Source organism: Duganella paludis, assembly GCF_054461335.1.
This window is the reverse complement of record NZ_CM136922.1, coordinates 6,262,224-6,282,857: the sequence shown is the minus strand read 5'-3', so window position 1 is coordinate 6,282,857 and position 20,634 is coordinate 6,262,224. Positions and strand designations below refer to the sequence as shown.

The following is a 20,634-nucleotide window of genomic DNA, read 5'->3' as shown; positions in this document are numbered from 1 at the left end:
ACAAATGCCATATTTAATGTAGTATTTCATTTACTTCTTTAAGTCATTGCAAAAATCATGGATACAGTCACGATACTTCTGTCTTCGTTTGTGCTGTCGATTACCGGTCTGTTCGTGTTTATCTGGTCGCTGCGCAAACGCCTGTTCGATCCGTCCTCGGAGGCCGCCGAGGTCATTTTTAATCCCGGCGAGATCGGCGGCAGCGTGCCGCCGGACCGCGAAGCGGCGGACCGCTCCACCGCTGTCATCACCTTCATCTTCCTGTCCTGCGCCGTGGTGTGGCTGATCGCCGGTTCGCTGGCGGGCCTCACCAGCTCCATCAAGCTGCATGAACCGGACTGGCTGGTGCAACAGGCCTGGCTGACCTTCGGCCGCATCCGCACCATCCACCTGAACATCATCGCCTACGGCTGGGCGCCGATGGCGGCCTTCGGCGTGGCCTACTGGCTGCTGCCACGCCTGCTGAAGACGCCCCTGCTCGGCGGCCGCTACGCCATCCTCGGTTGCATGCTGTGGAACGCGGGTCTGATCGCGGGCCTGGGCTGCATCGCCGCCGGCATCACCGACGGCATGGAGTGGCTGGAGATTCCCTGGCAGGTCGATGTGCTGATCGTCGCCGGCGGCGCCCTGATGGGACTACCGCTGGTGTACACGCTGCAGGCGCGCAAGGTCGATCACCTGTATGTGTCGGTCTGGTACATGGGCGCGGCCCTGTTCTGGTTCCCCATCCTGTTCCTGATCGGGAACCTGCCGGCCACGCACTTCGGCGTGCAGCAGGCCACCATGAACTGGTGGTTCGGCCACAATGTCCTGGGCCTGTTCTACACGCCGATGGCGCTGGCCTCGGTCTACTACTTCCTGCCCAAGATCATCGGCCGGCCGGTGCAGTCGTACAACCTGTCGCTGCTGGGCTTCTGGACGCTGGCCTTCTTCTACGGCCAGGTCGGCGGCCACCACCTGATCGGCGGACCGGTGCCGGGATGGCTGATTACGCTCTCCATCGTGCAGAGCGTAATGATGGTGGTGCCGGTGATCTCGTTCACCGTCAACCAGCACCTGACCATGAAGGGCCACTTCTCGCGGCTGATCTACTCGCCGACGCTGCGCTTCATCGTCCTGGGCGGCATGATGTACACGCTCAGTTCCATCCAGGGCTCGATCGAGGCGCTGCGCGCGGTGAACCGGGTGGCGCACTTCACGCACTTCACGGTGGCGCACGCGCACCTAGGCCTGTACGGCTTCTTCACCATGGTGATGTTCGGCGCGATCTACTTCGTCATGCCGCGCGTGATGTCGTGGGAGTGGCCTTATCCGAGCCTGATCGCCGCGCATTTCTGGCTGGTGGTGGCCGGCTTCTCGGTCTACTTCATCGGCTTGAGCATCGGCGGCTGGCTGCAAGGGCTCGCGATGCTGGATGCCGCCAAGCCTTTCATGGATTCGGTCGCCGTCACGCTGCCGTATCTGAAGAGCCGTTCGCTGGGCGGCGCCGTCATGACGCTGGGGCACGTGGTGTTCGCCGGCCACTTCCTGGCGATGGTGTTCCGCTACGGCCCGGCGCGCACCGGCGCAGCGCTGCTGCATACTTCGAAATTGGCGGGAGCGTGACATGAACGACGAACTCAAACTACTGAGCGGCGCCATGGTCACGCTGGCGCTTGCCACGTCGGCGCTGGTGGTGGTGCCGTTCCTGCAGCTTAAGCCGGTGGAACCGCCGGCCGGCCTCAAATCGTACACGTCGGCGCAGTTGCGCGGACGCGAGGTGTATATCGCCAACGGCTGCATCTACTGCCACTCGCAGCAGCCGCGCGACCGCGCCTTCGCGCCGGACGACAAGCGGGGCTGGGGCCGCGCCTCGGTTGCCGGCGACTACCACTACGACAAGCCGCATTTGCTGGGCACCATGCGCACCGGGCCTGACCTGTTCAACATCGGCGCGCGCCAGCCGAGCCAGGACTGGCACCTGGGCCACCTGTACCAGCCGCGCGCCTACACGCCTGGCTCCATCATGCCTTCCTATCCATATCTGTTCGAGGTGAAGGACAAGGCCGAACCGGGCGACCGCGTGCTGACGCTGCCGCCTGGTTATAAGCCGCCGGGCAAGGTGGTGGTGGCGCGGCAGGAGGCGCTGGACCTGGTGACTTATATGCAGGGACTGGATCACACCTATCCCGTCTTCGAGGGGAAACGGAAATGAGCCACGATCCGCGCGCGCGTGAAAATCCCGATCCGTATGAACGCAACCGTCCGGTGCCGCGCCTGGTACTGCTGGTGGTGACGGCGATCGTGGTGTGGGCGGTTGGTTACATCGTCCTGACGCAGGGCGACGATGCGCCGGAGCTGGGCGACCAGCGCACCATGTCGACGTTGGAGGGTAAACCGGCCGGCGCCGGCGGCGCGGCCGACGGTCTGCAAATCTACACGGCCAACTGCGTGGCCTGCCATCAGGCCAGCGGCGCCGGCCTGCCCGGCGTGTTCCCGCCGCTCGGCGGTTCAGAGTGGGTGCTGGGCGCGGACAAGCTGCCCGTGAACATCCTGCTGCATGGCGTGAGCGGCAAGCTGACGGTCAAGGATGTGGCGTACAGCGGCCAGATGCCGGCTTTCAAGGACAAGCTGAACGACGCCGAGATCGCGGCGGTGCTCACGTATATCCGCACGAATTTCGGTAACAGCGCCGGCAAGATCGGCGCTGATGTGGTCAAGGCCGAACGCGAGGCGGGCAAGGACCGCAAAGATTCATGGAGTGGTGATGAAGAACTGGCGCCACTCAAACAGTAGCTCGCTGGCGCCGACGCTGGCGGCTATGCTGCTGGTGTGCGGCCTGGGCACGGCGGCGTTGCATCAGGGCTCGATGGGTTTTGAGGTGGTGTCGACCGAGGACGGCCGCCGACTGGCGATCAGCCGCGCGCCGCTGGCCGTGCCGGATGTGGCGGTGCACGCGCCGGATGCGGCATGGCTCGGCGGCCTGCTGCAAGCCGACGGCCGCGTGGCGATCGTCACCTTCATCTACAGCAGCTGCAATGCAGTGTGTTCGGTGCTGGGCAGCGAGTACCAGCAGTTGCAGGATGAGATACGCAAGCGCGGCTTGCAGAATGATGTGCGGCTGCTCAGCATCAGCTTCGATCCGCGCGATACGCCTTCGGTGCTGGCGGCGTATGCGCGGCGCCAGCACGCCGATCCGGCGCTGTGGCGCATGGTCGGCGTGGACCGGGCGGACGAACGCAAGGCGCTGCTCGATGCGTTCGGCATCGTCGTGCTGCCCGCGCAGATGGGCGAATTCCAGCACAACGCGGCCTTCCACCTGATCGACCGCGACGGCCGCGTGGCGCAGATCACGGACTACGACAATCCAGCCCAGGCGCTGGAACATGCCGCCACCATGGCCCGTCGCGCGGCCGCGCCGGGAGACCAGCTGTGAGTCCGCTCCGCCTCGCCCTCGCGGTGGCATGTCTGCTGGCCGCAGCGCTGCCGCGCGTGTGGCTGGAGGCTTCCATGCTGCGCCACATGCTGCTGCAACTGCCGCTACTGGTGGCGGCCGGCTGGTTGCTGGCCAGCGCCTTGCACGGCCGCTCCCGCATCGCCGCCGTCGACCAGCATGGCGTCACCGGCCTGACCGCCCTGCTCTTCATCAGCGCCTACTGGATGATCCCGCGCGCGCTGGAACTGAGCATCACCGACCCGTTGATCGAAGCGGCTAAATTCGTCTCCCTGACCGCCCTGGGCGCCATCCTCCCCGGCTCGCTGCAACGCGCCAACTGGATCGTCCAGCTGTTCTACATGGGGAACCTCAGCTGGATGACCGCCATCGCCGGCATCCAATACCAGAACATGCCGCAACGCCTGTGCAACGCCTACCTGCTGGACGACCAGATCGCCACCGGGGCCGCACTGGTGTGCGCATCGATCGCCATCGCCCTCCTCTGGGGCTGGCGTCTCCACTCCAAGAAAGAAACCAACCATGTCGCACCTGAACCTGAATCCCGAATCGATCACCACCCTGGTCCACGAATTTTATGACGCCATCCGCGCCGATCCCGAACTGGGTCCGGTCTTCAACCTGGCGATCGGCCAGAACTGGACACCCCACCTGGCGCGCATGGTCGACTTCTGGTCCACCGTCATGCTGGGCAAGCGCGGCTTCCAGGGCAATGTCTACGGCAAGCACATGGCGTTGAGCGGCATCGAGCCGGAACACTTCCGACGCTGGCTGCAGCTATTCGACGCCACCACCACCCGCATGTTCAGCGCCGAAGACGCCGCTGAATTCCAGATCGTCTCACGCCGCATCGCCGCCAGCCTGCAATACGGCTTTTTCGGCGAAGTGAAAGTCGCATAAACACCAGGAGCCTCACCATGAAAAGCATCCCCGACACCGTCGCCCACTACAAAAGCACGGGCATCTTCACCGAAGCCACCACGCCCGCCGCGCTGCAGCGCGCACACACCACCGCCGCCGGCGTATGGGGCCGCATCACCATCGTCGAAGGCAGCCTGCTATACCGTATCACCGACGCCCGCGTGGCGCCGGAAGAAGTGCTGCTCACGCCCGAACAAGCCGGCGTCGTCGAGCCGCAGATCGAACATGAAGTCCAGCTGGTCGGTCCGGTACGTTTTCAAGTGGACTTTCACCGCTAAACATCAGATTTATTAACAACAGGTGTGCAGGCACGCCACAGCCGCACGAAATATGTTGACGTTTGAGTGCCGCGCGCAGATATTCAACTCAGCGCGTAATTCTCACCAAATGTCTCTTATCGATGCGATTACCCGGATTTTCATTTTGTTTTCTACTGCTGGTTTGCCTGCTCGCGCCCTGCCGCGCTGCCGCACCGGCCAAACTTCCGCTGACCTTCGAGGCGATGGAATCCCTCGGGCCGGACAGCCAGTCCATCATGTCGCTGCTGCAGGACCGCCAGGGCTACATCTGGATCGGCACCGTCGAGGGCGGGCTGTTTCGCCACAACGGCCGCCGCGCCGTGCGCTACACCAACGATCCCGCCAATCCCGCCAGCCTGCCGGCAGGCCGCGTCGGCTCGCTGCACGAAGATAGCCAGGGCCGCATCTGGATCGGCACCGACGAAGGACTGGCGCGCTTCGAGCCGGAGACCAACGGCTTCACCCGCTACCTGCCGCCATCGGCGCAGCGCAACACGCGCATCATCCGCCACATCGTCGGCGACGGCGCACACGGTCTGTGGCTGGCGACATGGGGCGGCTTGCAGCACCTTGACCCGGCCAGCGGCAAGTTCCGCATGTACCAGGCCGATCCCGCCCGTCGCGACGCCATCGCCCACAACGACGTCAACGCCATCGCCATGGACGCCGCCGGCGGCCTGTGGGCGGCCAACTGGCCCGGAGGCCTGAGCTATCTGGCCGCCGGCGCGCAGGGCTTCACGCATCTGCGGCTGGACTCCGAACAGCAGCCGGATCCCAAACTGAACGACGTGCGCGCCATGCGCTTCGGCCCGGACGGCCGCCTGTGGCTGGGCACCGACGCCGGCCTGGTGGTCTGGCAAAGCGGCACGCCGTGGAGCGAGCGCCGGCGCCTGGACGGCGTGCGTGGCCGCGTCAACGCCATCTATTTCGACAATCACCAGAACGTCTGGGTCAGCACCCGCACCGAAGGACTGCTGCGCTGGACGCTGGACATGGTGCACGTGCAGACCTATACCCATCGCGCGGAAGACAAGCATAGCGTGCCCAGTAACGCCGTCAACGCGGTGATGGAAGACCGCAACGGCACCCTGTGGCTGGGCAGCTTCACCGACGGCGTATGGCGCGCCAACCTGGGCAACTACGGCCTGGAACGCATTATCCCGCGCGACATCGCACCGGAGAGCTTCCCGTCCTCGAACTTCGTGCGCAGCATGGCGGCCGCGCAGGACGGCGGCATGTGGCTGGGCGTGGACGACGGCCTGCTGCTGTTCGATCCGGCGGCCAAGCGCATCGTCCAGCACTACACCACTACCAGCAAGAACGGCGCGTTGAATCACAACTCGGTCTACAGCCTGTACCAGCAGCCGGAAAACGGACCGCTGTGGATCGGCACCTCCAAGGGCCTGAACCGCCTGGACCCGCACAACGGCCGCTTGTCCGCCGTGCGTTTCGATATCGCGGCCGACAACTTCGTCAACACCATCGCGCCGGGACGCGGCGGCGTGCTGTGGCTGGGCACCGGCGCCAGCTTGATGCGCTACGACCCGGCCGACGGCGCCATGCGGCGCTACGTCCACAGCGACGGCCAGCCGGACAGCCGCAGCATCAGCGAAGCCAGCGCAGTGCTGGAGGACGCCCAGGGGCGGGTCTGGGTCGGCGAGTTTTTCCGCGGCAGCGGGCTTGATATGATGGCCGACAACGACGGCCGCTTCCAGCACTTCCGCCACGATCCGCAGCGGCCCGACAGCATCAGCAGCGACAAGATCACCTGCCTGTACGAGGACATGGTCGGCACCATCTGGATCGGCACCGCACGCGGCTTGAACCGCATGGTGCCGGGCAAGGACGGCACGCCGCAATTCCATCGCTACACCGGCCCCGGAGATCCCGGCGCGGTGCTGATCGAATCGATCGAAAGCGACCGCGCCGGCATCCTCTGGATCAGCACCGTGCGCGGCCTGTCGCGGCTCGATCCCAACACCGGCGCCTTTACCCACTATTCTGCCGACGATGGGCTGACCGACGGCCTGCACCAGTCGTCGTCCGCCCGCACCAACGACGGCCGCCTGTATTTCGGCGGCACCACCGGCATCACCGCCGTCTATCCGGAGCTGCCGCTGCGCACGCCAACCGTGCCGCCGGCCACCATCAGCGACATCCGCATCTACGATCGTTCGCTGAGCCAGGGCCAGCGCCCCGAGGGCGTGATACTGGAGGGCGCGGTCAGCAACCCGCGCGCCCTGACCGTGCCGTGGAGCGCCGCCGTGCTGACGCTGGAATTCGCCGCCCTGCACTACGCCGCGCCCAAGCGCAACACCTACGCCTACTGGATGGAGGGCTTCGACCGCCAATGGGTGCGGGCGGACGCCAGCCAGCCGGTCGCCAGCTACACCAACCTGGCGCCGGGCAGCTACCGCTTCCACCTGCTGGCCTACACCCACAAGGGCATGGTCAGCGCGGAGTTCGTCCTGCCGATCACTGTCACGCCGCCGTTCTGGAGCACCTGGTGGTTCCGTACCGGTGCAATCCTGCTGGTGATCGTCGCCATGGCGGTACTGTACCGGTTGCGTGTACAGGCGCTGCACCGGCGCGCACAGCGGCTCGAAGCCCTGGTGGCGCTACGCACCAAGGAGCTGGAGGAGTCCAACCGCAAGCTGACCGCCCTGTCCTCCACCGATGCGCTGACCGGCCTGGCCAACCGCCGCAGCTTCGACGAGGCGCTGGCGCGCGAATGGGGCCGCGCCCAGCGCGCCGGCGAACCGCTGGCCCTGGCCATGGTCGACGTCGACTGCTTCAAGCTCTACAACGACAGCTACGGCCACCAGGCCGGCGATGCCTGCCTGCGCCAGGTGGCCTGCGTGCTGGCCGATGGCGTGCACCGCGCCGCCGACGTCGCGGCGCGCTACGGCGGCGAGGAATTCGCCTTCATCGCGCCGCTCAACGGCGCAATGCAGGCCGCCGAGATGGCGGAGAAAATCCGCGCGGCGATCGAGGCGCTGGCCATCCCGCATGAACGCAGCGTGACCGGCAGCGGCTGCGTCACCGTCAGCATCGGCGTGGCGTCCATCGTCCCAAGCGACAAACAGGGGCCGGAGCTGCTGCTCAAGGCCGCCGACCAGGCCCTGTACCGCGCCAAGGACAGTGGGCGGAATTGTGTCATGCAAGTCCAGCTCGGCCACCAGCGACACACTGGCAACTTGGCGGATGCCCTTTAGGTAAGCTTGCCGTTTGCATCACGTGGAAGCGGTATCATTGCGATACCGTTGCCAAACCACAACGCAATTGTGACATTTCCCGTCAAACCATCCATACTAAAAAAGCAGGACCACACGATAAACATGGATGGGAGACACGATGAAACAACCCTCGCTCGCCGTTATCACCCTCGCGATTCTCAGTACCCTCACCCTCAACTCCCATGCGCAGGATGGCATGGCCATCACCGTCAGCGGCTTCGGCACCGGCGCCCTGACCATGACCAATTCCGACCAGGCTGAATTTAACCGCACCAACCAGGCGGCCGGCGTCGGCAAGGACGCCCGCCCCGGCGTCGACTCCAACCTCGGCCTGCAGGCCACCGCCAAGTACAGCGACAACATCTCGTTCACCATCCAGGGCCTGGTGCGCAAGAACGGCAACAACGACCAGTTCGGCGCCGAGCTGGCCTGGGCCTTCGCCAAGATCAAGCTGAACGACGAATTCTCGCTGCGCCTGGGCCGTATCGGCCTGCCGGTGTACATGATCTCCGACGTGCGCAACGTCGGCTACGCCAACATCATGCTGCGTCCGCCCAACGAGGTGTATCGCCAGGTCACCGCCGACAACGCCGACGGCGCCGACATCATCTACCAGCACAGTTTCGGCGACAGCACCCTGACCGCGCAGGCGGCCGTGGGCCGCAGCAAGGTGCGCGCGCCCGGCAATTACTACATCGAATTCAAGCCCGTGATCTCGACCCAGGTGGTGCTGGAGAACGGCCCGTTCACCTACCGCCTCGGCCACTCGCGCGCCACCTTCGGGCTGTATGAAAACGCCAGCCTGAATGGCCTGGTGACGACGGTGCGCAACGTCGGCCTGACCAGCATCCTGGCCGAGTTGCCGCTGACCGACATCAAGGGCACCTTCAATTCGGCCGGCATCAGCATGGACTACAACAACATCGTCGGCCAGGCCGAATACGCCAAGCGCAAGACCGATACGCGGCTGGTGCAGGACACCAGCTCCTGGTACGTGATGGCCGGCTACCGCTACGGCAAGTTCGTCCCCTACGTCATGCACGGCGACGTCAAGCAGGACAGCCGCCGCAGCTTCTCGACCCTGCCGACCACCGGCCCGCTGGCGCCGCTGGGCGCCGCCATCAACGGCGCCATCAAGGGCGGCCTGCAATCGACCACGGCGATCGGCATGCGCTGGGACTTCTACAAGTCGGCCGCGTTCAAGATCCAGATGGACCGCATCAAGACGCGCGAAGGCAACGGCTACTTCGTGAACGCCAAGCCTGGCTTTGCCGGCAGCACGGTCAACGTTTATGCCGCAGGCATCGATTTCGTCTTCTAAGGAGAATGCCATGCATAACACGATCGGCAAGCTGCTGCTGGCAGCGGGCGTATGGCTGGCCGCAGCCCCTGTCTTCGCGGCGGAACTGGTGGTCATCGTCAATCCGAAAAACCCGGCCACGCGCATGTTCAGCGAACAGGCGGCCCAATTCTTCCTCGGTAAATCTACGCTGTTCACGCCCGTCGAACATGTCGACGGCCCGCTGCGCAACGAGTTTTACAAGAAGGTGCTGGACAAGGACAGCACCCAGGTGAAGGCCATCTGGTCCAAGCTGGTATTCACCGGCAAGGCTACCGCGCCCAAGGAGTATGGCTCCAGCGCGGAGGTGAAGAAGGCCGTGGCGGCCGACACCAGCGCCATCGGCTATATCGAGAAGTCGGCGGTGGACGACAGCGTGAAGGTCATCCTCACCGTGCAGTAAGCCTGGACGCGGCCTAGCCTTCGATCACGATGGCGGGCCGCAGCCGCTTGCGCGACGTCCGCGCATGCGGCACCCAGGCGTGGGTTTGCCAGCGCCGCCACATGATGAGACCACGTATCCATTCATCGGCGGCGTAGGCGATCCACACGCCGGGCAGGCCCCAGCCCAGCACCACGCCGAGCAGCCAGCTGCCGCCGGCCAGCACGAACAGCATCGAAAATGCCCCCGCCATCACCGGAAAGCGCGCATCGCCGGCCGCGCGCAAGGCGTTGATCACCACCAGGTTAAAGGTGCGGCCCGGCTCCAGTATCACTGTAATCCACAGCAGCGTGGCGCCGGCCGCGATGATTTCGCGATCCTGCGTGAACCAGCCGAGCAACCATGGCCCGGACAACGCCGCCGCGCCGGCGATCAGCACACACACCACCAGCCCGCGCGCCAGCGAGCGCTTTACCACCTTGTGCGCCTCGCGCAGCCGGCCGGCGCCGATCAGGTAGCCGACCACGATTTCCACCGCCAGCCCGGTGGCGATACTGAACATCATCACGCCGCCCATCAACTGCAGCACATAGGCCTGGGTGGCCAGCGCCCTGGCGCCCAGGTCCGCCGCCGTCGCCACGCTGACCATGAAGGCCAGGCGCCAGGCGATGTTCTCCGCCGCTCCCGGCAGGCCGATATGCAGCACCGCCGCCAGTTCGCGGCGTGGCAGGCGCCACCAGTCGTCGCGCGCCACAGTGATGTGCAGATGCACGCGCCACATCAGCAGGTGCAGCGCCAGGCCGATCATGCGGCTGATGGCCAGCGCCACGGCGTAGCCGGGCAGGCCCATGGCCGGCAGCGGCCCCCAGCCGTACATCATGGGCAGCGCCAGCAGCAGATGGCTGACGTGCATGATGATCAGCACCACCAGCGTGTCGCGCGTGCGCAGGTGGGCGCGCATCACGCCGGCCATGGAGGCGTTCCAGGCGTCGAACAGCATGGCCGGTCCCAGCGCCACCAGGAATGGCGCGGCCAGCGGGAACACTTCGGCCGGGGTATTCAGCAGGTGCAGCAGGCCGTTCGCGCCCACCATCGCAATCAGGCCGGTGATGGCGCCCAGCCAGGTGCTGGCGCCGACCACCGCGCAGGCCACCTTGTTGGCCGCCTCGCGCTGGCCGCCGCCCAGGTTCTGCGTGACCACCACGCTGACACCGGCGCCGATGATGCGGAACAAAATGAACAACGCGGCCGATACCTGGCTGGCGATGGCGAACGCGCCGCCCGCCTCGTCCGAGATGCGCGCGGCCAGCGCCGTGCCCACCACGCTGGAGGCGATCGCCAGTCCCAGCTCCACCAGCAGGGGCCACGCAAGGTTGAACATGGGTGGCGTCTTGATCGGCGTTTTGGAGGCGGGCATGAAATTTAAGATAGAGTGTTGCCAAAGCGCCCATTTTATAACATGTGGAAGCGCTTTCATTGTCGTCAGCCAACAACGCCAACTGTTTGATTTTCTTTCCGTTTTGGCAAAGACTCGACTTATACTATGAAAGCATCTTCACTGCGCTGTTCGCCGCAGGTGCAGTAACGATAGCCTGATGAAAAATTTTAAAACCGCCCTGCTTGCCGCCGTATTGATTGTCTCGTCACTGCTGATCTCCGGCGGTGCTGCGCAAGCGAGTGGATCCATTCTGCAATCGAGTACTGCGGTGGCCTCCGCCGCCAACGCTGCCGCCGATACCGGCATGCTGATCGAGCCGCTGGAAGTGGTCACCATCCAGCCGCCGCTGCGGCCGGACGTGCTTCCCGTCACCCTCGCCCAGCTGGAAGACCAGTTCCGCCGCCCCGAGCTGCAAGCCTCGCTCAACAAGGGCAGCATCGCCGTGGTGTACCCGAATGTGGAGGAGCCGTTCCGCTCCGCCTTCCTGGCCATGATCCAGGGCATAGAAGACCGCATCAAACTCAAGGTGCGCGCCTACCCGGTCGATCCGAAGGTCGATACCGCCGAACTGAATAACACCCTCAAGCGCAGCGGCACCAAGGTCGTCATCGCGCTCGGCCGCCAGGGGCTGAACGCCACGGCGGGCTTCGACCGCGAAATCTCGGTGCTGGCCGGCGGCGTGCTGCTGCTGTCGGAATCGGAAAACGTGATGGGCATCAGCATGACGCCCGATCCGGCCCTGCTGTTCTCGCGCCTGCGCGTGCTGCTGCCGGAGCTGCGCCGCATCGTGGTGGTGTACAACCCGCAGAAATCGGATTGGCTGATCCGCCTCGCGCGCGAAGCGGCCAAGGCGCAGAACATCGAACTGTCGGCCCACGTGGCGGGCGACCTGGCCAGCGCCGCCAAGCTGTATAGCCAGCTGATTACCAGCGCCGACAACCGCCACGACGCCATCTGGCTGCCGCACGACAGCACCACCGTGGAGGAAAGCACCATCCTGCCGCTGGTGCTGCGCGAGTCATGGAACAGCAACCTGCCGCTCTTTTCCAGCAACGTCCTGCACGTGAAAAAAGGCGCGCTGTTCGCCATGGTGCCGGACAACGTGGAGCTGGGCCGCACCCTGGCCGCATCGGCCATGGGCGTGATCGCCGGCGAAGTGCGCCGCCGTCCGCTGGTGCCGCTGCGTGAACTGCAAACCGCGATCAATCTGCGAACGGCCAGCCACATCGGCCTGAATCTGGGCGCGCTGCAGCAGCGCAGCTTTGATTTCGTCTACCCCCAACCGTGAGCGCACTCAGAATGATACGCAACTTCCTGCGCCGCACCGGTTTCCAACGCCAGCTCACCCTCATCGTCTCGGCCGCGATTCTTGGACTGGCCGTGTTCTCGGCCCTGATGAACGCCTGGGCCGCCAACTCGCGCATGCGCGACCACTTCATCGACCAGGGCCAGCGCATCGCCGACAACCTGGCGCGCCAAAGCACGCTGGCGCTGCTGTTCCACTCTGCCGAAAACGCCCGCGACGTGGTCAACGCCACGCTGGCCTTTCCGGATGTGGCGGGCCTGCAGATCATGGATGCGCGCCGCAAGGTGCTGCTGTCGCGCGCCCAGGGCGGCGCCAGCCTGGACGCCGCCATCTTCGGCGCCGCGCCGCCGGCCCATGCGGCCATGGCCGGCGAAAACGCCGACGGCTGGGTGTTTGTGGCGCCGGTCTACGGCGGCCAGGCCGAGGCTTCGCCGTTCGAACTGCAGGACAGCCAGCAACAACTGCTGGGCTATGTCCACGTGCAGCTGTCCAAGGCCACGCTGAACAAGCTGACATGGTCGCTGCTGCTGGGGAACCTGGGCCTGACCCTGTCGTTCGCGGTGCTGCTGCTGGTGGTGGCGCGCCTGCTCACGCGCCACATGCTCAATCCCCTCAACGCCCTCTCCCGCCTGATGCGCCGCGCCGAAGCCGGCGAATCGGGCATGCGCGCCACGCCGGCCGGCCCGCGCGACCTGATCGAAATGGGCCAGGCTTTCAACCAGATGATGAATGTGCTGGAGCAGCGCGAGGAAGAGCTCAAAGGCTCGCGCGACGCCGCCGTCAACATGGCGCAAATGAAGGCGCAGTTCGCGGCCACCGTCAGCCACGAGGTGCGCACGCCGCTCAACGGCGTGGTCGGCATGCTGGACATGCTGAAGGAAACCCGCCTCACGCCGCGCCAGCAGGAATTCGTCGACGTGGCATGGAATTCTTCGCGCACCTTGATCGCGCTGATCAACAATATCCTCGACTTCTCCAAGATGGAAGCGGGCAAGCTGACGCTGGAAGAGGCGGAATTCAGCCTGGCCGCGCTGCTGGCCGAAGTGGTGGAACTGCTGGGTCGTCCGGCCCAGCAAAAAGGCGTGGGCGTCAGCTGGATCGTGGCCGCCGATGCGCCGGACCGCGTGATCGGCGATTCCCTGCGCCTGCGCCAGATCCTCATCAACCTGACCGGCAACGCCGTCAAGTTCACCGAGCGCGGCGAAGTGACCATCTGTGTGTCCCTGGCCGCCGCCGAACCATTGATGCTGGCTTTCGAAGTGCGCGACACCGGCATCGGCATGAGCGACGACGTGCAGCACCGCCTGTTCGAGGCCTATATGCAGCCCGACCCGAGCGCCACGCGCCGTTACGGCGGCACCGGCCTTGGCCTGGCGATCTGCAAGCAGCTGGTGGAGCTGCTGGGCGGCGAGATCGGCGTGCGCAGCGTGGCCGGCAGCGGCACCACGTTCAGCTTCTCCATCCCGAGCCGCGCGGCGCCGCAATTGCAAGCGCAGGCGCAGATAGAGGCGCAAGTGCTGGCGGCCACGGTTCCGCACGGGCCACCACGGGCGCTGCCGCCGCGCCAGTTCCGGGTGCTGATCGCGGAAGACAACCGCACCAACCAGATGGTCGCCGCCGGCATGCTGGCCATGAACGGCTGCGTGTGCGAATTCGCCGCCGACGGCGTGGAAGCCGTGCGCGCCGCCCAGCGCGATCGCTTCGACCTGATCCTGATGGATTGCAGCATGCCTGAAATGGACGGCTACGAAGCCACCGCCCACATCCGCCTGGCCGAACAGGCGCTGGGCCGCCGCACGCCGCTGGTGGCGATGACCGCCAACACGCAAAGCGGCGATGCCGAAAAATGCCTGGCCGCCGGCATGGACGATTACCTGGCCAAGCCGATCACCCTGGTCGAACTGCGCCACAAGCTCGAAAAATGGCTGCCGCTGGGCGGTGCGTCCGCAACGGCGGCCGGCGCCATGGAGGCTGCGGCCGCAGCCCCGGCCAGCGTCCCGCGCATCCACGCGCTGCGCGCCGCCGGCCAGGCGCCGGTCGACCTGGAGGTATTCGACAAACTGCGCGACGTGCTGGGCGACTCGCTGCCGCACGCGGTCACGCCGTACTTGGAAGACGCCCCGGTATGCCTGGACGAACTGGCGCAAGCGGTACGCAGCGGCGACACCGACGCCGCCCGCATCCACGCCCACTCGCTGAAAGGCTCGTCCGGCAACTTCGGCGCCAAGGCCTTGGCGCAGCTGGCGCTGGAAGCGGAGCAGTTTGCGTCCGCAGGCCAGCCGGAACGCATCCTGCCGCTGCTACTGCCGCTCAACGAACAGTACCAGGCGGTGGCCGCCTTCCTGCGCGCGGAACTGAACTACGCCGATCCGGACGCCCTGCACCTGAGCGAAGACACGCCGCAAGTGCTGGTGGTGGACGACGACCGCAGCACCCGCAGCACCCTGCGCCACACGCTGCAACGCGACGGCTTCCGCGTCGAGGAAGCCTCGGACGGCCAGCAGGCGCTGGCGATGCTGACCCGCTTCCAACCCGACGTGATCCTGATGGACGCCATGATGCCGGTGATGGACGGCTTCACGGCCTGCGCCCGCATGCAGGAACTGCCGAACGGCGCCGACATCCCGGTGCTGATGATCACGGCGCTGCAGGACAACTCCTCGGTGGAGCGCGCCTTCGCCGCCGGCGCCAGCGACTACATTCCCAAGCCTATCCACTACGCCGTGCTGTCGCAGCGGGTACGCCGCATCATTGAAGCCAACCGCGCCGAGAAGCGCATCCGCCACCTGGCCTACAACGACGTGCTGACCAACCTGCCCAACCGCACCCTGTTCTTTGAACTGCTGGGCAAGAGCATCGACCGCGCGCGCGCCGCCGGCCAGCAGGTGGCCGTGCTGTTCATGGACCTGGACCGCTTCAAATACGTCAACGACAACCTCGGGCACGACGTCGGCGACCGCCTGCTGCAAGGCGTGGCCCAGCGCGTGCGCCAGACCGTGCGCGCCGACGACACCGTGGCACGCCTGGGCGGCGACGAATTCACCGTCGTCCTGAATGAACTCGACAGCCCGGCGGCGGCGGCCACCGCCGCCCACAACATCGTGCGCGCGCTGGCCGCGCCGTTCCCGATCGACGGCCACGAGATCTTCGTCACCGCCAGCGTCGGCATCGCCATGTTCCCGCACGACGGCGGCGACGTCGCCACGCTGGTCAAGCACGCCGATAGCGCCATGTACCGCGCCAAGCGCACCAACACCGGCTTCCAGTTCTATGAGTCGTCGATGGAGCATTCCATCTCCGAGCACGTGCGGCTGGAGAGCGACCTGCGGCGGGCCATGGAACAACGGCACCAGCTGGAAGTGTTTTACCAGCCGCAGGCCTGCCTGGCCAGCGGCCGCATCGTCGGCATGGAGGCGCTGGTGCGCTGGCGCCATCCGGTGCGCGGCATGATCCCGCCGGCCGACTTCATTCCGCTGGCCGAGGAAACCGGCATCATCAACCAGCTGGGCGATTGGGTGCTGCGCACCGCCTGTGCGCAGCTGCAGCAGTTCATCCGCAACGGCCTGCCGGAGATGCGCGTGGCGGTCAACCTGTCGGTGCGCCAGCTGCTGCAAAAAGACTTCGCCGCCTCGGTGGAAGCGGTGCTGGCCGACACCGGCCTGCCGCCACACCTGCTGGAGCTGGAGATCACCGAGAGTACGCTGATGGAAAACGCCCAGGACACGCTGGCCGCGCTGCACCGCCTGCGCGAGCTGGGCGTGCGCCTGTCGATCGACGATTTCGGCACCGGCTATTCCTCGCTGTCCTACCTGAAGCGCTTCCCGGTCGACATCATCAAGATCGACCGCTCCTTCGTGCAGGACCTGCCGCAGGATTCCGACGACGCCGCCATCGTCAGCGCCATCATCGCACTGGCCCACAGCCTGCGCTTGCACGTGGTGGCCGAAGGCGTGGAGACCGATGCGCAGATGGCCTTCCTGGCCCGCCGTTCGTGCGACATGATGCAGGGCTACCATCTGAGCCCGGCCGTGCCGGCGGAACAATTCGAAGAGCTGGCAAGACGCGCCATCAAAAAACTCAATACGGAGACAGCACCTTGAACAAGTCGAGCGCCCAAAGGCTGTACGCCACCGCGGCACTCACCCTGCCGCTGATGGCGATCAGCACGGCCCACGCGAGCCCGGTCGCGGACGACGACGAACTGGCGCTGGTGTACGGCGCCGGCGACAGCGTCAGCATCGCCACCGGCAACCTGCAGGCATTGCGCCGCGCGCCGGCGGTGGCGTCGGTCATCACGGCGTCCGACATCGCCGCCATGGGCGCGACCGACCTCGATCAGGTGCTGGAAAGCGTGGCCGGCATCCACGTCAACCGCACGCCGAACAGCAACTCGCCGCTGTACGTGGTGCGCGGCATCGTCAGCGCCTACACGCCGCAGATCCTGATGCTGCAGAACGGCGTGCCGATCACCACTGCCTACATCGGCAACAAGGGCAATATCTGGGGCGGCTATCCGCTGGAGCATATCGCCCGTATCGAGATCATTCGCGGCCCCGGTTCGGCCTTGTATGGCTCGGACGCGTTCTCCGGCGTGATCAACATCATCACCAAGGGCGCCAATGAAGCCGCGGGCACCGAGGTCGGCGGCCGCGTCGGCTCGTTCGGCAGCTACGACGGCTGGGTGCAGCACGGCGGCAAACTGGGTCCGGTGGAGGTGGCGGCCTACTTCCGCGCCGGCTCCACCGACGGCTACCATCCCACCATCGAAGCCGATGCGCAGAGCCGTAACGACACGCTGTTCGGCACCCACGCTTCGCTGGCGCCAGGCGAGTTGAATAACCAGCTCAAAATGATCGACGCCAACCTGGACCTGATCTACGGCCAGTGGCGCGCGCGCTTCGGCTACAAGCGCCGCTACGACATGGGCACCGGCGCCGGCATCGCCTCGGCGCTCGATCCGGTCGGCCGCCAGCAAGGCGAACGCATTACCTCCAACCTGAGTTGGACCGAATCGCAAGTGACGCGCAACCTGGGACTGGGCGCCAGTCTGAGTAGCCAGCAGTCATCGCAGGAGATGCCCACGCCATACCGGCTGCTGCCTCCCGGCTTGGTGTTCCCGACCGGCGCTTTCCCGAATGGAATGATCGGCGCGCCCGAGGAGTGGGAGCGCATTTACCGCTTGGCTGCCTATGCCGATTACAGCGGCGTCTCCAGCCACCACCTGAGGGTAGGCGTGGGCCATGACGATATCGATATGTACCGCGTGCGCGAAATCCGCAACTTCAATTACGCCCCCAACGGCACGCCGATCCCGCTGCCGGCGGTGGTGGACACCACCAACACCACGCCGTTCATCCGCCCGCAACGCCGCAAGATCGACTACATCTACCTGCAGGATGAATGGAATTTCGCCGCCGACTGGAACCTGACCGCCGGCGTGCGGCATGACCAGTACTCGGACTTCGGCGGCACCACCAATCCGCGCATGGCGCTGGTATGGGACGCCAGCTTCGACCTGACCGCAAAGCTGCTGTACGGCCGCGCCTTCCGCGCACCGGCGTTCAACGAAAGCTACGGCATCACCAATCCGGTGGCGTTGGGGAATCCGAATCTGAGACCGGAGCGGAATGCCACCACCGAGTTGGCGTTGGCATGGCAGGCGCGCACCGACGCCACCGTCAACCTGACCTTCTATCGTTACAACATGAAGGACATGATCCGCGTGGTGCCGAACGCCATCGCCGGCACCGGCGGCACATACGCCAATACCGGCAACCAGAACGGGCATGGCATCGAGCTGGAATCCAACTGGACGATTTCGCGCGAAGTGCGCCTGTCCGGCAACTACGCCTGGCAGCGCTCCACCGACCAGACCGCCAAGACCGACGCGGGCTACGCGCCGCGCCACCACGTGTACGGCCGCACCGAGTGGGCATTTGCCAGCGGCTATCAGTCCAGCGCCCAGGTCAACTGGGTGGCGGACCGCAAGCGCGCCTTCGGCGACCTGCGCAAGCCGCTGCACGACTACACCACGCTGGACCTGACGCTGTCCACGCGCAATGGCCGCAACCAGTGGAACTTCGCCGCCGCGCTGCGCAACGTCTTCGATACCGACGTGCGCGAGCCCAGCCCCGCGCCGGGCCTGACCTTGCCGAACGATTTGCCGATGGCGCCGCGCGCCTTCTCGGTCCAGGCTTCGTACAAGATGTAAGGGTTTAGTCCAGGAAGTCCGAATACTCTTTCTGGGCGTAGCCTTTCAGCTTTTGCCACGGCAGCTCGCGCGTCAGCGTCGGCTGCACCGTCAGCTCCATGCGGTTGAAGAAGGTGGCGGCCTTGTCGCCGCTTTCCACCACCAATGGGATCTGCTTGCGGTCGTCCCACAGCACGCGTTCGAACACGCCCTTGTCCTCACGCTCGCGCCAGCGCGCGCCGGGCACGGTGGAGGCGCGTGACGACAGCGGCATCGCCTTCAGGCGCTTGCTGTCGAGCAGATAGTAGGCGTGGTCCCAGGAACCGTCGAAGCCGATGTTGTCGTACTCCGAGCGCGGCACCGCGACCACCTCCCTGGCATGGCCGTCCACGAACTCCACGCGCGGCTGGTTATTATCCAGCACCACGTGACGCGGCAGCACCACATGATTGAAGTGCTTGTGCGCGCCCGGCGTGTGCTCCTCGGCGTGCGCCGGCAGCAGGCGCGCACTCCACACATGGCCGGCGCGGCGCAGCATCGTCTCTTCGTAGCGCGCTTCACGCGTCACGCCCTCCGCCGTCACGACCTTGCTGTAGTAAGCGATCTTGACATCAAGGTCGGCATCCGCAGATGCGGCGGAACCGGCCGCGCACAGCGCGGCCGTCAACAGGAACAAGCGCTTCATCAGAGACCGAAGGCCGATTTCAGGAGGCTGAACACCTTGGTGTTGTCCAACGTGCCCTTGAAGCCCTTGGCGCCGGCGCCGGTGGCGAACAGCTTGACGTCGCCGCCGCCGTGGGTTTCGCTGGCCAGACGCACGCCGGTCTCCTGCAGGTAGTTATCGGCCAGGACGGTGGCGCTGTCCAGGCTCACGCGGGTGTTCGGGCGGTTCGGGCCATTGCCGAATACCAGCGTGGTGTAGGTATTGCCGTCGGCGTCCTTGCTCGGCTGGTTGTCCTTGTAGCCGCGATTGATGTCGAGGATGGGATTGCCCTTCTTGCCGTAGCCGTTGAACGCCAGCGTGTGATCGTGGTCGGCGGTGATCACGATCAGGGTGTTGGCCAGGGTCGGGTCGGTCAGCTTGGCCTTGTCCAGCGCGGCCTTGATGGCGTCGTCGAAGGCGATAGTGTCGGCCAGCGCGCGCTTGGCGTTGGTGGCGTGCAGCGCGTGGTCGATGCGGCCGCCCTCCACCATCAGGAAGTAGCCGTTGGTGTTGGCGGACAGCAGATCCATGGCCTTGACGGTCATCTCGGCCAGGCTTGGTTGCGTGGCGCCTTCGCCCACCGGCGGAGTGGCGCTGCGGTCCAGTTCATATTCCAGGTGGCTCTTGCTGCTATACAGGCCGATGAACTTCTTGCCGGCGGCAGCCGCGTTCATTTCGGCCTTGGTCGAGGCCACGACGTAACCCTTGGCCGCCATTTCGGTCAGCAGGTTGCGGCCATCGGCGCGGCCGGTCTTGTTGTTGACGGCGTCGAACGGCGTGAAGTGATTGCGTCCGCCGCCCATCAGCACATCGACGCCGTCGCCCAGCGCCGCATTGTAGCCAACGCCGCCCGGCGCCACTTGCGCCGCGATGTGGTACTGCGCGTTGCGGTTGCAGATGTGCGAGAAGGTGGTGGCCGGCGTGGCGTGCGTCAGTTCGGTGGTGGTGATGGCGCCGACGGCCTTGCCCTTGCCCTTGGCCAGTTCCAGGATGGACACGGCGGCGCTGCCGTTGCCGGTGGCGGCGCAGTTGTTCACGCCCAGGTTGCCGTTGGCGTCCTTGCCCGGACTGGTGGCGACGGTGTCGGCCGACATGGAGATGACTTCATTGTTCATCTTCACGCCGGTCATGTAGGCGGCCATCGACGGTGCGCTGTCGGTGGTTTGCGCGTCGTTCGAATAGGTCTTGATGCGGGCGGTGCGTTCTATCGTGTCCATGGTCAGGCTGCCCGCTTCGCCGTATTTGTAGATACGCGCGGCCGTGACGGTGGACGGGCCCATGCCGTCGCCGAGGAAGAAGATGATGTTCTTGGCTTCGCCCGCCGCGTGGGCGGCTTGGGCGAAGGACAGCGTCAGCGCGGCGGCTAAGAGTGTACGTTTCATGTGCA

16 protein-coding genes are annotated in these 20,634 nt (G+C 65.7%); 13 read left to right on the top strand and 3 right to left on the bottom strand.

Annotation, left to right across the window (positions count from 1 at the left end):
• Positions 1 to 57: 57 nt before the first annotated feature.
• The 10 genes from ACXZ1M_RS27680 to ACXZ1M_RS27635 all read left to right on the top strand — a co-directional run bounded on the left by ACXZ1M_RS27680 (position 58) and on the right by ACXZ1M_RS27635 (position 9,631).
• Positions 58 to 1,605 (top strand): cbb3-type cytochrome c oxidase subunit I, encoded by a 1,548-nt coding sequence (locus ACXZ1M_RS27680; protein WP_459050798.1) that lies wholly within the window; start codon positions 58 to 60, stop codon positions 1,603 to 1,605.
• 1 nt (position 1,606) lies between these two features.
• Positions 1,607 to 2,194 carry a cbb3-type cytochrome c oxidase subunit II gene (locus ACXZ1M_RS27675; RefSeq protein ID WP_459050797.1) on the top strand — a complete coding sequence of 196 codons (588 nt, stop codon included), beginning with the start codon at positions 1,607 to 1,609 and terminating at the stop codon, positions 2,192 to 2,194.
• Positions 2,191 to 2,775, top strand: coding sequence for a c-type cytochrome (locus ACXZ1M_RS27670; protein WP_459050796.1), 585 nt, complete (start codon positions 2,191 to 2,193; stop codon positions 2,773 to 2,775). The genes ACXZ1M_RS27675 and ACXZ1M_RS27670 overlap by 4 nt, the downstream gene beginning before the upstream one ends.
• The gene (locus tag ACXZ1M_RS27665; protein ID WP_459050795.1) at positions 2,747 to 3,415 is read left to right on the top strand and encodes an SCO family protein; all 669 of its coding nucleotides are present in this window, start codon (positions 2,747 to 2,749) and stop codon (positions 3,413 to 3,415) included. Before ACXZ1M_RS27670 ends, ACXZ1M_RS27665 begins: the two co-directional genes overlap by 29 nt.
• Positions 3,412 to 4,014: a hypothetical protein gene (locus ACXZ1M_RS27660; protein ID WP_459050794.1), complete on the top strand. Its 603-nt coding sequence runs from the start codon at positions 3,412 to 3,414 to the stop codon at positions 4,012 to 4,014. The genes ACXZ1M_RS27665 and ACXZ1M_RS27660 overlap by 4 nt, the downstream gene beginning before the upstream one ends.
• The gene (locus tag ACXZ1M_RS27655; protein ID WP_459050793.1) at positions 3,956 to 4,333 is read left to right on the top strand and encodes a group III truncated hemoglobin; all 378 of its coding nucleotides are present in this window, start codon (positions 3,956 to 3,958) and stop codon (positions 4,331 to 4,333) included. Before ACXZ1M_RS27660 ends, ACXZ1M_RS27655 begins: the two co-directional genes overlap by 59 nt.
• Before the next feature lie 17 nt (positions 4,334 to 4,350).
• On the top strand, positions 4,351 to 4,632 hold the full coding sequence (locus ACXZ1M_RS27650; protein WP_459050792.1) for a DUF1971 domain-containing protein: 282 nt from the start codon (positions 4,351 to 4,353) through the stop codon (positions 4,630 to 4,632).
• Positions 4,633 to 4,856: 224 nt separating this feature from the next.
• Positions 4,857 to 7,868, top strand: coding sequence for a diguanylate cyclase (locus tag ACXZ1M_RS27645; RefSeq protein WP_459050791.1), 3,012 nt, complete (start codon positions 4,857 to 4,859; stop codon positions 7,866 to 7,868).
• A gap of 139 nt (positions 7,869 to 8,007) precedes the next feature.
• Positions 8,008 to 9,210, top strand: coding sequence for a hypothetical protein (locus tag ACXZ1M_RS27640; RefSeq protein ID WP_459050790.1), 1,203 nt, complete (start codon positions 8,008 to 8,010; stop codon positions 9,208 to 9,210).
• Positions 9,211 to 9,220: 10 nt separating this feature from the next.
• Complete coding sequence (locus ACXZ1M_RS27635; protein ID WP_459050789.1) at positions 9,221 to 9,631, top strand: type 2 periplasmic-binding domain-containing protein; 411 nt, start codon at positions 9,221 to 9,223, stop codon at positions 9,629 to 9,631.
• Positions 9,632 to 9,644: 13 nt separating this feature from the next.
• Here the strand turns inward: ACXZ1M_RS27635 and ACXZ1M_RS27630 are convergent, their stop codons facing one another.
• Positions 9,645 to 11,027, bottom strand: coding sequence for an MATE family efflux transporter (locus tag ACXZ1M_RS27630; protein ID WP_459050788.1), 1,383 nt, complete (start codon positions 11,025 to 11,027; stop codon positions 9,645 to 9,647).
• Between the two features lie 178 nt (positions 11,028 to 11,205).
• Between ACXZ1M_RS27630 and ACXZ1M_RS27625 the strand changes: the two genes are divergently transcribed.
• The 3 genes from ACXZ1M_RS27625 to ACXZ1M_RS27615 are packed head-to-tail and all read left to right on the top strand — an operon-like array spanning position 11,206 to position 18,565.
• Positions 11,206 to 12,336, top strand: a complete 1,131-nt coding sequence (locus ACXZ1M_RS27625; protein WP_459050787.1) for an ABC transporter substrate-binding protein — start codon at positions 11,206 to 11,208, stop codon at positions 12,334 to 12,336.
• 11 nt (positions 12,337 to 12,347) lie between these two features.
• The gene (locus ACXZ1M_RS27620; protein ID WP_459050786.1) at positions 12,348 to 16,454 is read left to right on the top strand and encodes an EAL domain-containing protein; all 4,107 of its coding nucleotides are present in this window, start codon (positions 12,348 to 12,350) and stop codon (positions 16,452 to 16,454) included.
• Positions 16,451 to 18,565, top strand: a complete 2,115-nt coding sequence (locus tag ACXZ1M_RS27615) for a TonB-dependent receptor plug domain-containing protein (RefSeq protein ID WP_459050785.1) — start codon at positions 16,451 to 16,453, stop codon at positions 18,563 to 18,565. The genes ACXZ1M_RS27620 and ACXZ1M_RS27615 overlap by 4 nt, the downstream gene beginning before the upstream one ends.
• 4 nt (positions 18,566 to 18,569) lie before the next feature.
• On the opposite strand, the gene ACXZ1M_RS27610 is transcribed toward ACXZ1M_RS27615, so the two are convergent.
• Positions 18,570 to 19,229 (bottom strand): hypothetical protein, encoded by a 660-nt coding sequence (locus ACXZ1M_RS27610; RefSeq protein ID WP_459050784.1) that lies wholly within the window; start codon positions 19,227 to 19,229, stop codon positions 18,570 to 18,572.
• Positions 19,229 to 20,629 carry an alkaline phosphatase gene (locus tag ACXZ1M_RS27605; protein ID WP_459050783.1) on the bottom strand — a complete coding sequence of 467 codons (1,401 nt, stop codon included), beginning with the start codon at positions 20,627 to 20,629 and terminating at the stop codon, positions 19,229 to 19,231. Before ACXZ1M_RS27605 ends, ACXZ1M_RS27610 begins: the two co-directional genes overlap by 1 nt.
• Between the last annotated feature and the right edge of the window lie 5 nt (positions 20,630 to 20,634).